Origin of the sequence: Pseudomonas entomophila, assembly GCF_018417595.1 — a bacterium.
GTDB classification, from domain to species: domain Bacteria; phylum Pseudomonadota; class Gammaproteobacteria; order Pseudomonadales; family Pseudomonadaceae; genus Aquipseudomonas; species Aquipseudomonas entomophila_C.
This window is the reverse complement of record NZ_CP070982.1, coordinates 3,386,332-3,399,600: the sequence shown is the minus strand read 5'-3', so window position 1 is coordinate 3,399,600 and position 13,269 is coordinate 3,386,332. Positions and strand designations below refer to the sequence as shown.

General features: G+C 65.1%; 12 protein-coding genes and 1 riboswitch. Of the genes, 5 read left to right on the top strand and 7 right to left on the bottom strand.

The features are described from left to right. Nucleotides 1–7 precede the first annotated feature (7 nt). The 3 genes from JYG34_RS14805 to JYG34_RS14795 all read left to right on the top strand — a co-directional run bounded on the left by JYG34_RS14805 (nt 8) and on the right by JYG34_RS14795 (nt 1,299). Nucleotides 8–256, top strand: a complete 249-nt coding sequence (locus JYG34_RS14805) for a DUF6555 family protein (RefSeq protein WP_011534233.1) — start codon at nt 8–10, stop codon at nt 254–256. A gap of 407 nt (nt 257–663) precedes the next feature. Continuing rightward, a complete protein-coding gene (locus JYG34_RS14800; protein ID WP_213661194.1) occupies nt 664–906 on the top strand; it encodes a hypothetical protein in 243 nt (80 codons plus the stop codon). Nucleotides 907–1,029: 123 nt separating this feature from the next. Continuing rightward, the gene (locus JYG34_RS14795; RefSeq protein ID WP_213657151.1) at nt 1,030–1,299 is read left to right on the top strand and encodes a DUF3077 domain-containing protein; all 270 of its coding nucleotides are present in this window, start codon (nt 1,030–1,032) and stop codon (nt 1,297–1,299) included. Between the two features lie 153 nt (nt 1,300–1,452). Here JYG34_RS14795 and JYG34_RS14790 read toward each other — a convergent pair whose 3' ends face one another. The 3 genes from JYG34_RS14790 to JYG34_RS14780 form a co-directional block, all read right to left on the bottom strand. After that, a complete protein-coding gene (locus JYG34_RS14790) occupies nt 1,453–1,911 on the bottom strand; it encodes a hypothetical protein (RefSeq protein ID WP_213657150.1) in 459 nt (152 codons plus the stop codon). Further along, nucleotides 1,868–6,538 carry an RHS repeat-associated core domain-containing protein gene (locus JYG34_RS14785; protein WP_249746168.1) on the bottom strand — a complete coding sequence of 1,557 codons (4,671 nt, stop codon included), beginning with the start codon at nt 6,536–6,538 and terminating at the stop codon, nt 1,868–1,870. Before JYG34_RS14785 ends, JYG34_RS14790 begins: the two co-directional genes overlap by 44 nt. Before the next feature lie 218 nt (nt 6,539–6,756). Beyond that, nucleotides 6,757–7,371 carry a LuxR C-terminal-related transcriptional regulator gene (locus tag JYG34_RS14780; protein WP_213657149.1) on the bottom strand — a complete coding sequence of 205 codons (615 nt, stop codon included), beginning with the start codon at nt 7,369–7,371 and terminating at the stop codon, nt 6,757–6,759. A 106-nt stretch (nt 7,372–7,477) separates the two neighbouring features. On the opposite strand from JYG34_RS14780, the gene JYG34_RS14775 reads away from it, so the two are divergent. Further along, nucleotides 7,478–9,115, top strand: a complete 1,638-nt coding sequence (locus JYG34_RS14775; protein WP_213657148.1) for an ATP-binding response regulator — start codon at nt 7,478–7,480, stop codon at nt 9,113–9,115. Here the strand turns inward: JYG34_RS14775 and JYG34_RS14770 are convergent. The 4 genes from JYG34_RS14770 to JYG34_RS14755 form a co-directional block, all read right to left on the bottom strand. Further along, the gene (locus tag JYG34_RS14770) at nt 9,087–10,109 is read right to left on the bottom strand and encodes a FecCD family ABC transporter permease (RefSeq protein ID WP_213657147.1); all 1,023 of its coding nucleotides are present in this window, start codon (nt 10,107–10,109) and stop codon (nt 9,087–9,089) included. The two genes, JYG34_RS14775 and JYG34_RS14770, sit on opposite strands and share 29 nt — an antisense overlap. Further along, nucleotides 10,109–11,071 carry an ABC transporter substrate-binding protein gene (locus tag JYG34_RS14765; protein ID WP_213657146.1) on the bottom strand — a complete coding sequence of 321 codons (963 nt, stop codon included), beginning with the start codon at nt 11,069–11,071 and terminating at the stop codon, nt 10,109–10,111. Before JYG34_RS14765 ends, JYG34_RS14770 begins: the two co-directional genes overlap by 1 nt. Further along, nucleotides 11,068–11,844 carry an ABC transporter ATP-binding protein gene (locus JYG34_RS14760; RefSeq protein ID WP_213657145.1) on the bottom strand — a complete coding sequence of 259 codons (777 nt, stop codon included), beginning with the start codon at nt 11,842–11,844 and terminating at the stop codon, nt 11,068–11,070. The genes JYG34_RS14765 and JYG34_RS14760 overlap by 4 nt, the downstream gene beginning before the upstream one ends. 109 nt (nt 11,845–11,953) lie before the next feature. After that, nucleotides 11,954–12,159: riboswitch (cobalamin riboswitch) on the bottom strand. Between the two features lie 22 nt (nt 12,160–12,181). After that, on the bottom strand, nt 12,182–12,577 hold the full coding sequence (locus JYG34_RS14755; protein ID WP_213657144.1) for a winged helix-turn-helix transcriptional regulator: 396 nt from the start codon (nt 12,575–12,577) through the stop codon (nt 12,182–12,184). Between the two features lie 131 nt (nt 12,578–12,708). On the opposite strand from JYG34_RS14755, the gene JYG34_RS14750 reads away from it, so the two are divergent. Next, nucleotides 12,709–13,263, top strand: coding sequence for an ester cyclase (locus JYG34_RS14750; RefSeq protein WP_213657143.1), 555 nt, complete (start codon nt 12,709–12,711; stop codon nt 13,261–13,263). The last annotated feature ends 6 nt before the right edge of the window (nt 13,264–13,269 follow it).

The following is a 13,269-nucleotide window of genomic DNA, read 5'->3' as shown; positions in this document are numbered from 1 at the left end:
ACGAGCAATGCCAAGTCCCCAGCTGTACGTCATCGAATACCTGCTGCACAGCCAGCCACGCAGTTTCGTCATCCGCCTGGAGCATCTGGACAACGCCGAGGCCTGGCATTGGGCCAGTTGCGATGCGGGTATCGGCATCATCCCGAAGTTCGGGCGCGAGAAGATCAGGAAAATGAGCCGGCCGATGGCCGAGCGCTATGGCATTACCGAGGTGCGCTGGCGGGTGTCGGGCAGCAAGCCGGCCGGGGCGTTATAACGGCGCTTGCAGATACCTCTGTTGGAGCCGGCTTGCCGGCGAACATCGGCACCGCAAATGCCCTGGACCGAGCCAGGCAATCCTGAACGGGATTGCCTTTCTGGCCTGGAAATCAGATTTAACCCCTTTCCTGTAGTCCATTTCCCAAACATGCTCCCGCCGCCTTTTTTCCGTTGCGGTCGTTCTGGCACGGCTCTAGTCTCGGCGGGTCGCTTGAATCAGCGACCGGCTTGGCAGGCCGCTCTGAACAGACCGCATGGCCTGCCGTTATGGCAGCTGTGCGTGGGGCACCTCGTGTGCGCCGGTTTCTGGTCTTGTTCACCGGTCTGTCAACCCATGTACAGCTGCTACCTTCTTGTTTGACAGCAGGCTGTGGTAGTCCTCATTCGACGAACAGGACTATGACCCTGCTAAAGATCGTTCCCGATCCACCCCATCACCCTCACTCCCTCGAAGACACCCTCATCCAGGCCACCGAGTACGCCCTGTGCGCACTGACCGTGGCCCATCAGGCCGTGCACGCCCAGCCCAGATCACCAGCCACGATTCTGATGATGGCGTCGATCCACGAAGTAGAATCGCTGCGTGTGTTGCTCGAGTCGGCGTTGATCCAGGTGCAGATGTCGGCGCAGCCGCAGACGCTGCATTAAGCCCTGGCCGGCCCTGTTCGCCAGCAAGGCTGGCTCCTACCGGGGCTGCGATTCACCTGTAGCAGCCAGCCTTGCTGGCGAAAGGGCCCGCCCTGCCACCAACAACTTCAGGGAAATTGAACAATGACCACAGACGACACCATCCCCAACACAACTGCCGGCAAAACCAAGTTCTACCAGGGCGAAGGCCAGACCGCCCCGCCGTTCTGCATCGAACCTGGCATCCCCTGCCAGCACGCCCGCGAACAGGCCTCGGAACTGATGGGCTGCGTGCGCGACCTGACCATTGCCGGGATCATGGAAGAAAAGCCGCAACTGCTCTGGGCGTCGTATTACCTGAGCGCGCTGGCCAAGGCGCTTATGGATGATACGGAGCTGGGTATGAGGCACTGAGGCTCATATGGCTCGACCTAGGCCTCCGACAGCCACTCAGCAAGGTTCGATATTGTGACGCTATACGTATTTAGGGGGAAGGTGCCGCCCTCAATACGTTGCGCCCTACTTTCACCGAGCTGCACGGATCATTCTTCCGTCGACTGACCGAAATTAAATAACTACGACTTCACCATCATTTAGATATATGGTGCAGCTTTCAAACTCATTACTATCAGATGACATTATTGTCAGATAGCCATCTGTGCCGAAATTTATTTTCAGGTTTGAGAGTTCCGATGCTGTCACGCCGCTTACATCGCTAAGTATTAGATTGAGTAGTGCTACGCTACTGTAGGGGTCATTAAAATCTCGATTTCCATTATGCTCTCCTATGTTGAAAGTCAGGCCTCCCTCCACAGCAAATGACACCGTGTACGCCCTAGTCCCTGGGGCAGGTTGTGGGCGTTTAAAGTTCAATACAGTCACTTGGGCGCCAAAGCAAATTGTTTCCAAGTAGCAGCCCGACAATAGCTCGAAATCAAAATCTTCTGGTAGCTGGTACATTAATTTTCCTCGTTCTTTATCGCTAGCGGCGTAATGGTGGTAATGAATCAGGTGGTAGCGGAACATGCGTATCACCTTGTCCCTTGCCAGGTTTACCTGAGGCAGGGTTCATCGGTTGCTTATGTTCGTTTTGCCATCTCCAGTAACCATGTTCATACCCTGGCACTGGCGAAGAGCCTGGCGGCATGACACGGATATGCTCCCCTTTCGCGGGATCTGTGCCAGGTGGGTAATAGATTTCACCCCCATTTCGACCTGGACGACTCTCCCAGCCCGGAGGTATCACTGGCGCTTGAGGTGGGTTTGCAATCGTTTCTAGTGTTTTAGGTGTTTTAGGCCCACATTTGCAATCGTCAGTACTAGCGCTTAACCCGTAAGGGTCGATCCAGTTTATCGGGTTTGGCGCATATGTGAGGAAATTGTAGCCGCCCGCGTATTTAATTGGATCCGGGCAGACAAACCGTCCAGCCAGCGGATCGTAGTATCGATAGCGGTTGTAGTGCAGCCCGGTCTCATGATCGTGGTATTGGCCCTGGAAGCGCAGCGGGTTGCCCAGGCCGTGCTGCTTGGCCCATGCCGAGCGCTCCTCGCGGACTTCACCCCAGGCCTTGTACTGCCCCGCCCAAGCGACATTGCCCTGCTCATCGGTCAGTTCCATCGGCGTGCCGAGGTGGTCGCAGTGGTACCAGGCGATGGCGTCGAAGGGCTGCGGTTTTACCTCGGTGTGCCACAGCGGGTCCTGATCGAAGTCGTACTCGCGCTGGCTCCAGTCCGGCTGCTTGTGCAGGCGGATCGGGCTCTTGCGCAGAGCCTGGGCGACCGGCACGAAACTGTTTGGCTCGTACAGGTAATGCACGGTTCGGCCGGTGTCGCCTTCATCACGCGGCGGTGAGCTTTCCCAGGCCAGGGTGTCGCCATCCCAACCAAACAGGGTGAAGCCACAGCCAAGTTCACGTTGACGCTTGGCCCGTTGCAACTGGTTCCAGCCGGTCCCCGCTTCCGGGCGATCCCAGAAATGCGCCACCGAATGCTTGTGCAGACGACGACCCAAGGCGTCGTAGCTGTAGTCGACCTTGAGCTGGTCATCGTTGTAAGAGGTCAGCCGATCAAACAGGTCCCAGGTGAAATGGGCGTGGGAGCCGTTGTGCAGGCGGTGAATCAGGTTGCCGCGTTCATCATATTTGTAGTGGGTGCCGGCATACTCGCGCAGCAGGTTATCCATCAGCTTGTTGCGGCGTGGATCGGCTTCCAGCGGACGGTTGAGTTCCTGGGTTTTCTGGTCCAGCAGGTTGCCGGCCGGGTCGAAGGCGAAGGTCTCCACACCCAGGCGGCTGGTGGCCTTAAGCAGGCGACCCACCGGATCGTACTGGTACTCCAACGGTCCCCGACGGCTGTCGTGGATGTTGCTCAGTTGCCCCGCCGCGTCATAACGGTACTGGCGCTTGAGCAGCGTGGACTGTCCGTCATGGCTGCCCAGCAGTTGCTCCTGCAAACGCCCGGCCGGGTCCCAGGCCTGGGTCTGCATCAGCTTGTTGCCCTGGTGGCGCACGATTTCGCGGTGCAGGTCATCCCGCTCATAGGCCAGCATCTCGTGCTGGTCGAGGGTCATGCCGAGCAGGTGGCCGCTGCCGTAGGTCAGCCAGCTGACCTTGTGCCCGTCCGGACGGATCGTCGCGGTGCGCTGATTGAGCGCGTCGTACTCGTGCTGCCACACCGCGACCATCGGCGTGCCGGTGGCCAAATAATACTGATGCTCGCGAGTCAGGTTACCCGCTTCGTCGTGGAACCATTGCAGCTTGCTGGCAGCGTTGACTGCCTGGATCAGCTGGCCGTTGCCGTCGTAGGCGAAGGTTTCGCTCTGGCTCTGGTTACCCAGACGGGCCGTGCGCTCACTCAATCGGCCCATGGGGTCGAAGGTCAGCTCGATCCGGCGTTGGCCAACTTGGGTGCTCGCGAGGCGACCGCTGTACGGGTCGTACTGGTAGCGGGTGACCAGGCCATCGAAGCCAGTTTCTTGCAGCAGCCGGCCCACCGGGTCGTAGAGGAAGGTGGCCTTGCTGGTGTTCTCGTTTTCCAGCCCGATCAGGCGGCCGAGCTTGTCCCAGCGATAACGCAGGGTGTGCTCATTGGCGTCGACGCGTTCGCTCAGCAGGCCGACCGCGTTGTAGGTCCAGGTGGTACAGCGATCAAGGGCATCGACATGCGCCAGCAGACGCCCTTCGGCGTCGTAGTTGAAGCGTTCTTCGGTCTTGTCCGGGTGGGTAACCTTGGCCAGCTGCCCGGCCTGGTACTCGTAGGCGGTCGTGCTGCCGGCCGCATCGGTGAAAGCGGTCAGCTGGCCGAAGGCGTTGTACGTCCATTGGCTGGTCTTGCCCGAGCAGTCGGTGTACTCAAGCAGTTGCCCGGCCTCGTTGTAGGCGAGCGTCTTCTCGTTGCCCAACGCATCCTTGATTGCCTTGACCAGCCCGGCCGGGGTGTAGGCGAACTCGGTCTTATGGCCCAGCGGATCGACGCTCTCGACCAGGTTGCCGCGCTCGTCATAGTCGCGTAACCACAAGCCACCCTCGGCATCCCGCAGCTTGATCGGCTGGTCGTGATCGTCGTAGGCGTAATGCACCGTGCTGTGGTCGGCGCGGATGTGCTGCAACAGGTTGCTGCGCTCATCGTAGGTGTAGCGGTCCTGGCTGCCGTCGGGGTGGACGTGGCGGATGACGTTCTTGCGCTGATCGCGGAACAGCCACTCCTCGCGGCCGTCCGGGTGGATCAGGCGGTAGGTGTAGCCCAGGGCGTCGTAGTAGTGCCAGGTTTCCTGGCCGTGGGCGTCGGTGACATAGGTCAGGCGGATGTTCGGGTCCCAGGCCAGGCGGGTCTCGAAGCTGCCGTCGTCGGCCCACTCGTGGATGGCCTTGGCGTGCGGGCCGCTGCCGTCCCATTCCAGGTTGATGCCGCGCCCGGTGCGGTCGGTGTAGCGGGTCACCAAATGATGCTGGTATTGGTACTGCCAGGCGGCGCCGTGCTCGTCCTGGGCGGCGATCAGGTCGCCGTGGGTGTCGTAGTGGTAGCCGCACAGCTGGCGCAGCGGCGTGCCATCGACCACCTGCCACAGGCCCTGAATATGCCCATGGTCGTCGAGCAGGGTGCCCAGTTGCAGGTGGACTTTTTCGGGGTCGTTGTCGGAATAGGTGTTGATGTCCGACAGCACCGGGCGACCTTGGAACTGGTGCTCGTAGTGCAGCATCGCCCCGGCGCCACTGCGCAGCTGGATATGCGTCAGGTAGAAGCGGTCACCCTGGCGGGCATAGGTTTCGCGACGGTCCAGGCCACGCAGCAATACCAATTGCTGCTCGGCGGTGCGCACCAGGCTGATGTACTCAATCGGGTCGTAATGCGGTTTGCCGACCTTGGGCAGCGGGTAGTCGTGGCTGCGGCCGTCGCTGTCGTGGAACACCACGCCTTTTTCCACAACATCGATACAAGTGGTGAATTCGGTAATCCAGCGGGCGCCGAGCGAACCATGATCGAGGGCCGCCAGCCGCGAGTTATAAGTGCGCGTCCAGTTGACCGGGAACGGCCCGGACAGACTGAAATCCTGGTGAGCAAGGGTTTCATCACCAAGCACATGGCCGATGCTGAAACCGGTACAGGCACAGGGGCCGTTCTTTTCGGGCTTGGGCTGCTTGTTGGCGCGGACCTGGCTGCGCACCACTTCGGTCGGCCCTTCGGCGTGGACATGCCGGGCCTGGTGAGTAACGCCGGGGCGGATGGCGACGGCCATGCCCGGGCGGCGTGGGTTGGCCAGCACGGTCTCGATCAGGCGGGTCAGCAGCCAGGCAATGCTGTTTTCCAGACCCGCGCTGCCCAGGGCCTGCAGGCGCTGGGGCACGACCTTGGCCAGGTCTTCGAGGGTGCGGATCAACGGCCCGAGCAGGCTGTCCAGCTCGCCGCTGAAGTGACGGGCGACGCTGTTGTAGCCGTCCTTGAGGCTGCCTTCGGTGGCGTTGGCCAGGGCCGACAGGGCCAGGCGCCAGGCGTCGGTTTCGAGGGCCGAATCGTACAGCGCCACCTGGGCCATTTGTGCGCGGGCCAGGCGGTGGCTGCTGGCGGCATCCAGCTTGCCACGGGCGGCGGCGGTAATGGTCTTGGCCAACGAGGTGAACAGCAGGCGCGCGGTCTCCGCGGCGGCGCTGAGCATGGCTGGCAACTGAGCCAGGGCCTCGCGCACGTAGTGCTCCAGGGCACCGCGGATATTAGCGTGCAGGTGGCCGTCGATGATCTCCAGGATCACCGCGCCGATGTGCGCACCGGGGCGGCGGCGCAGGGTCTGGCGGGTCAGTTGCAGCACCGGGCGTAGCACCGTGCGGGCGCGGGACAGGCCGGGTGGGTAGGGGACGATGCCGATCAGGTTGATGCCCAGGCTGACCCACAGCAGGGGGTCGGGGGAAGGGTTTTCGACCAGTTCGAGGATATCGATCAGCGCGTCCACGCAGGCCAGGGCGTTGGACATGGCGGGTACGGTTTCGGCGGCCTGGCGCAGCAGTTGCAAATCGACCAGGCCGTAGCTGATTTCCTGCAGCCAGTGGTCAACGGAAGCGGCGGTGGCGCCGAGGTCTTCGCTGAGGAGGGTGTCGAGGGGGGCAATGGCGATCTGGATTTCGCGCGTGGTGAGCGCGGCATCGGCGGGTGCGGCAGACATCGTGAAAGGGCCTTCCTAGGCGGGGGACGCGGGGTCCCGGGTGGTCCGTGAGGGCGAAAGGATACTGAGGCGAGGGTGGTTCGGCCATGGGGGAAACCCTGAGGTCTCTGTAGGAGCGGCTTAAGCCGCGATGCAGGTGACGCGGTGCCTGGCACCCGCTTCGCGGGTGATCGCGGCTGAAGCCGCTCCTACAGGTGTGGCGGCGCCTTTGGTAGGCTTCAGTTACCTGAATATTTCACGGCCGCCGCAGTGCGGGTCGGCACGTTGAGGGTCTTGAGCAGCGACGACACATGGATGCGCACGGTAAACGGCGAGATGTCCAGCTCGCGGGCGATTTCCTTGTTGGTCTTGCCCTGGGCGATCAGGCGCAGCACATCGTGCTGGCGGTGGGTCAGCTGTTCCAGCTCGCTGTCGGCCCCCTCCTGATGCAGCAGGCCCGACGGCGCATACCTGACCACCACTTCGCCCTCACGCACGGCAAGCAGGGCCGCGCCGATCTCCTCGGGGGTGAGGCTCTTGCCGATGAATCCATCGGCCCCGGCGGCCATGACGGCGTTGATGACTTCGGGATCGTCGACCATGGAGAGCACCACCAGCGCGGTGCGCGGCAGCTGCTGGCGCAACTCGGCGAGGCGGGCGATGCAGGTCAGGCCGGGAAAGCGCAGGTCGAGGATCAGGGTGTCGGGCGCTTCGCCCTGGGCGACCAGCCGCAGCACGTCCTGGAGGGTGCCGGCCTGCTCGACTTCGGCTTCGGGCAGCAGGCGCCGCACGGTGCTGGCCATGGCGTCCCTGAACAGCGGATGATCATCCGCCACGATGATGCGGCAACTCACGTCGTGAAACTCCCTGTCTTGCGACACATGTTAACTTAACAGGGTTGGACCGCCGTTTCCCCAAGCGGTTCGCGAAGATGCCGACTGGCGCACAAGGACGTTACCCATGAAGTTCGAGAAGAACAACGAACTGGACCAGGCCAACCTGCGCATCATCGTCGCCTCGTGCGCGATCAGCTACGTGGCCCTGCTGGGCTTCCTGCCGGGCCGCTCGCTCGCCACCTACTTGCCGGTGCTGCTCTACTACGCGGCCTTCGTAGTGGTGTCGGTGGGCATGCGCCAGGCCATCAAGCGCTGGCCCGGGCATTATCCGGCGCGGCGGATCTTCGGCATGCTGGGCGACTACACCGGCACCTGTTTCGGCCTGGTGGTCGGTGGCGAGGCCGCGTTGCCGCTGTATGCGGTGATGGTCTGGATCAACCTGGGCAACGGCATGCGCTTCGGCTCGCGCTACCTGGCCATCGCCACCGTGCTGGCCCTGGGCGCGCTGGTGGCGGTGTGGTGGCTCACGCCCTACTGGCAGCAGCAGCCGTTCCTGCTGCCAATGCTGCTGACCACCAGCACGCTGATCCCGTTCTACGCCCACCTGCTGCTGGAGCGCACGCGCAAGGCCACGGCCCTGGCCGAGGCCGCCACCCGCGAAAAATCTCGCTTCCTGGCCCAGGCCAGCCATGACCTGCGCCAGCCGATCCACTCCATCGGCCTGTTCACCGCCTGCCTGCGCGAGGCGCACTTGGGCGACGAGGAGCGGCGCCTGGTGGACAGCATCGACCGCTCGCTGCTCAACGTCTCGCAACTGTTTCGCTCGATCCTCGACCTCTACACCCTGGACAACGGCCGGGTGCAACCGAAGTTCGAGACCTTCGCGGTGGATGGCTTCTTGCGCGAGCTGCTGCGCCAGAACGCCGAGGCGGCGCGCTGGGCGGGCGTGGAGATGCGCCAGGTGCCCAGCCGGCACTGGACCCGCGCCGACCCCGGGATGCTGGCGACCATGGTGCAGAACGTGCTGTCCAACAGCTTCAAGTACGCCGCCGGCCGGCCGTTGCTGGTGGGGGTGCGGCCCAGTGGCACGGGGCTGGCCATCGTTATCTGCGACCAGGGCCGGGGGATCGCCGAGGAGCACCAGGGCAAGGTGTTCGAGGAGTTCTACCGGGTGCGCGAGGCCCGCGACAAGGACGTCGAGGGCGTTGGCCTGGGGCTGTCCATCGTCCAGCGCCTGGGCCGCCTGATGGGCATGACGGTGAGCCTGCGTTCACGGCCCGGCCACGGCACCACGGTGCGCCTCAGTGGCTTACCCAGGGCTGTGGCGCAAGTGCCGAAGCCGGCCATCGACCCGGCCTTGCAGGCCGGGCTGCTCACCGGTTTGCGCGTTTGCCTGGTGGAGGATGACCACAATGTCCTGCAGGCCACCTGCGCGCTGTTGCAGCGTTGGGGCTGCGAGGTGCAGGCGCATGATTCGGCCGAGGGGCTGGCCAGTGACTGTGACGTGATCGTCGCCGACTACGACCTGGGGCCGAAGGCCACCGGCATCGACTGCATCGACTACCTGCGCGCCCAGCGCGGCTGGGCGGTGCCGGCGCTGATCATGACCGGGCACGATATCGACCGGCTGCAGGCGGCGTTGCAGGCGCGGGGCATCGCGGTGCTGGCCAAGCCGGTGCGCCCGGCCGAGCTGCGCGCGGCGCTGCGCGGGCTGCGGGGCGTGACGCCCGAGCTTAGCCGCGACGGCGCAGCAGCGCGATGAAGAACAGCCCGCCGATGGCCGCCGTGGCGATGCCGATCGGCAGGTCCTGGGGGGCGATCAAAGTGCGCGCGCCCATGTCGACCCAGACCATGAACAACGCCCCCAGCAACGCGCAGGTCGGCAACAGCCGGCGATGCTCGGCGCCGACCAGGCGCCGGGCCATGTGCGGCAGCATCAACCCGACGAAACCGATGGCCCCGGACAGCGACACCAGCACCCCGGTGAGCAGCGCCGTGCCGACGAACACCTGGGCGCGCACGCGGCGGGTGTCGAAGCCCAGGCTCACGGCGGTCTGCTCGCCGCTCATCAGGGCATTGAGCGCCCGGGCCAGGCTCATCAGCAGGATGAACCCGGCGAGCACGGCCAGGGCCGGCAGCCACAGCAGCGACCACTGCGCCAGGCCCAGGCCGCCGAGCATCCAGAACATCACCGAGCTGGCGGCGTGGGGGTCGCCGGTGTAGAGCAGCAAGTTGGCCAGCGCCATCACCACGAACGACACCGCCACGCCGGCCAGCAGCAGCCGCTCGCTGTCCAGGCGGCCGCGCCGGCTGGCCACGCCGAGCACCAGCAGCATGCAGCCCAGGGCGCCGAGGAACGCCGCCAGCGGCAGGCTCAGCACACCGGCGAAGGGGCCGAGGAACAACACCACCAGCACGGCGCCAAGCACGGCCCCGGAGCTGACCCCCAGCAAGTGCGGGTCGGCCAGCGGATTGCGCGTCACGGCCTGCAAGGCGGCGCCTACCATGGCCAGCCCGGCGCCCACCAGCGCGCCGAGCAGCACCCGTGGCGCGCGAATCTGCCAGACGATCTGCTCCTGGCCACGGCTGAAGTTGCCGGCCTCGGCGAGTCCCGCCTGTTTCAAGGCGATGTCCAGCACATTGACCAGCGGCACCTGGGCCGCGCCGAAACCGAGTGAAGCCAGGCAGGACAGCAGCAGGGCAAGCACCAGCCCTGCGAGCAGCAGCCGATAGGCCGAGGGGCTGCGCAGCGGCATCACGGCCGTGCCTGCGCGAACAGTTGCGGGTGCAGGGCAGCGGCCAGTTGCTCGATGGCGTCGGCGTTGTCCACCGAGGGCGTCACCTGCAGGTAGGACAGCACCACGAAGCGGCGTTCGCGGATGGCTTTCACATCGGCCAGCGCCGGGAGCTGGAGCAGGAAATCGCGTTTCTGCTGCCAGCTGGTCGGCCCGTAGTCGACGATCGCGATCACTTCGGGGTCGCGCTCGACAACGCTTTCCCAGCTCACTTCGGTCCAGCTGGCCTGCACGTCGGCCATCACGTTGTCGCCACCGGCCGCCGCGATCAGCGCTTGTGGCATGCCCAGGCTGCCGGAGGTGGTGGGGCGGTCCTCGCCGCTGTCGTAGAGGAACACCTTGGGGCGGTCGTGGACGTTGGCGAGGGCCTGGGCAACCCGGGCGACCCGCTGGCGCAGCTCGGCGATCAGCGTTTGCGCACGCGGGGCCACGGCGAAGATCCGCCCGAGGTTGTCGAGGTCGGTGTAGAGGTCGTCGAGGCTCGCCGGGCGCCGGGGCATGATCCGCGAGCACGACTCGCTCAGCTCGTACACCGGGATACCGAACGATGCCAGGCGCTGCGGGGTGAGCGTCCCACCGACCTCCATGCCGTAGCCCCAGCCGGCGAACAGGAAGTCGGCGTCCACGTCCAGCAGGTTCTCCACTGAAGGGTAGCGTGGCGCCAGTTCCGGCAGGCCCTTCAGTGCCTCGCTCAAGGAGGGGGCAAGGGTCTTCCAGCCGCTGATGCCGCTGTAGCCGATCATCCGCTCGCGCAGGCCGAGGGCCAGGAGCATGCCGGTCAGGTTGATGTCGTGGCTGACCGCCCGTTGCGGTGCCTGCTGGAAGGTCACCGTGCGGTCGCAGCTGCGCACGTTCACGGGGTAGTCGCCGGCCGCCGCCATAAGGGGCAGGGCGGCGAGCAGGGTAAGTAGCGATCGCTTCATGCGGGGCTGATCCAGGTGATGCGCGGGTGATGGGCCAAGGGGTGGCGGTCGACCAGGGCACGGGTGCCGAAGACTTCGGCCAGGCACTGCTCGGTCAGTACCTCGGCGGGCGTGCCGCCCGCTTTGATGCGGCCTTGCTCGATGACGTACAGGCGGTCGCAGAAGGCCGCGGCCAGGTTCAGGTCGTGGAAGCTCGCCAGCAGGCCCAGGCCGGTGCCGCGCAGGTGCTGCAGCAGCGCCAGCTGGTAGCGCGGGTCGAGGTGGTTGGTCGGCTCGTCCAGCACCAGCAGGCGTGGTTGCTGGGCCAGGGCCCGGGCCAGCAGCACACGCTGTTTTTCGCCACCGGACAGGTGGGCGAAGCCTTGCCCGGCGCGGTCTTCCAGGCCCAGTTGGCGCAAGGCGGCCTCGATGGGCGCCGGGTCGCCGTCACCGTCGAGCCAGCCCAGGTGCGGCGTGCGGCCCATGGCGACGACGTCGCGCACACTGAGGCCGAAGTCCTCGGGGAATTCCTGCAACATCACCGCGATGCGCTGGGCCACCCAGCGCGGCGGGCGTTGCCAGACATCCTCGCCGTCGAGCAGCACGCGCCCGGCCTGCGGGCGGTTGAAGCGGTAGGCGCAGCGCAGCAGGCTGGTCTTGCCGCTGCCGTTGGGGCCGATCAGACCGACGAACTCGCCGGGGCGCACTTCGAGCGTGACATCGTCGAGCAGGCATGCTTCGCCGGCAGCGGGTGACCAGTGCAGGCGCTCGATGCGCAGGAGGGGTGAAGACATGCAAACGCGCCCGTAGCGAGAAAGTGAAGCCCGGCGAGGTGGACGCATGAAGGCATTGCAGGCGGCGTGCCGCCCCAAGACCGGCACGCGCCCGCCCACCGCGGGAGTTGCCAAACAGAGGTTGCAGGCCGGTCTCCGGGCTTGCGAGAGGGGCGGGCATTCACCTTCCCATGCCGCTGGCACAGTGGTCTGTCGAATGCCTTGCTCGCTTACCGTTGCGGGGGCAGCGCCGGACTTCTCGCGTTGAACGAGGCACCGGCTTCCCGTTTAACCCCTGGCACGGCGGCCAGGGACACCTGAAACAAGGGGCGCATCTGAGCATTTATGCGCGGGCGAGTCAATCGAGGTGGCGCGCAGCCTGGCGGTCGTATTGCTGCTGGGCCAGCTGTATCGCCGGCATGTTCGACTCCGCCCAGCGTGCCAGGCGCTCGACCGTGTCGCCCAGGGTCGCGCCCAGTTCGGTCAGTGCGTACTCGACGGTGGGCGGCACGGTGGGATGCACTTCACGCTCGATCAGCCCGTCGCGTTCGAGGCGCTTCAGGGTTTGCGCCAGCATTTTCTGCGAGATCCCGGCCAGGTCCCGGCGCAGTTGGTTGAAGCGGATGCGTTCACCGGCGCTGAGGCGGTCGATCAGCAGCAGCGCCCATTTGTCCGCCAGGCGGTCGAGCACCAACCGCGCGGGGCAGGCGAGGGCGTATACGTCGTAGGCGGGGCATTCCCGGTAGTGGGCCATGCGGGGTTACTCCAGGGTGACCAGGTGAGTGAAAAGTGCCTTCTTGAGGGCTTGGCGCCGACTGGATAGGCTTGTCTGCATGGTTTGCGGCCGCGCCATGCCTTCTCTGACGACACTTCAAGGAAATGAACATGAATACCGAATCCAACGTTTCGGGGTTGCGTGCCGGCCGCTGGTTGACTCCTCTGCTGCTGGCAGCTGCCGCGAACCTGGCCAGTGCCGGCGAACTGGTCGCGCCAGCCGTGTTGGTGGTCGACCACAGCCTGCCCAAGGCCCAGCTCGAACAACAGATCCTCGCCGCCCGGCGCTACGACACGTTCTGGAACACCGGCGACGAAGCCATGGCCCGCGCCGCGCTGGCCGCGGATTTTCGCGACAACACCCTGCCGGCAGGACGGCCGCAGGGGGTCGAAGGCCCGCTGAAAGCCTCGAAGGCCTTCCGCGCCGCAGTGCCGGACCTGCGCTGCGAGGTGCTGCAGATGATCGTGGCCGGTGACCGGGTCACCGCGGCCCTGCGCTTTACCGGGCATTTCACCGGCAAGCTGGGCGAGCGCCAGGGGCAGGGCGAGGCCATCGACTTCATCGCGATGGACATCTATCGCATCGCCGATGGCCGCATTGCCGAGGACTGGCACCTGGAAGACAACCTGACCTTCCTGCAACAGGCCGGACTGGCCGCCCGCTGAGTTCAA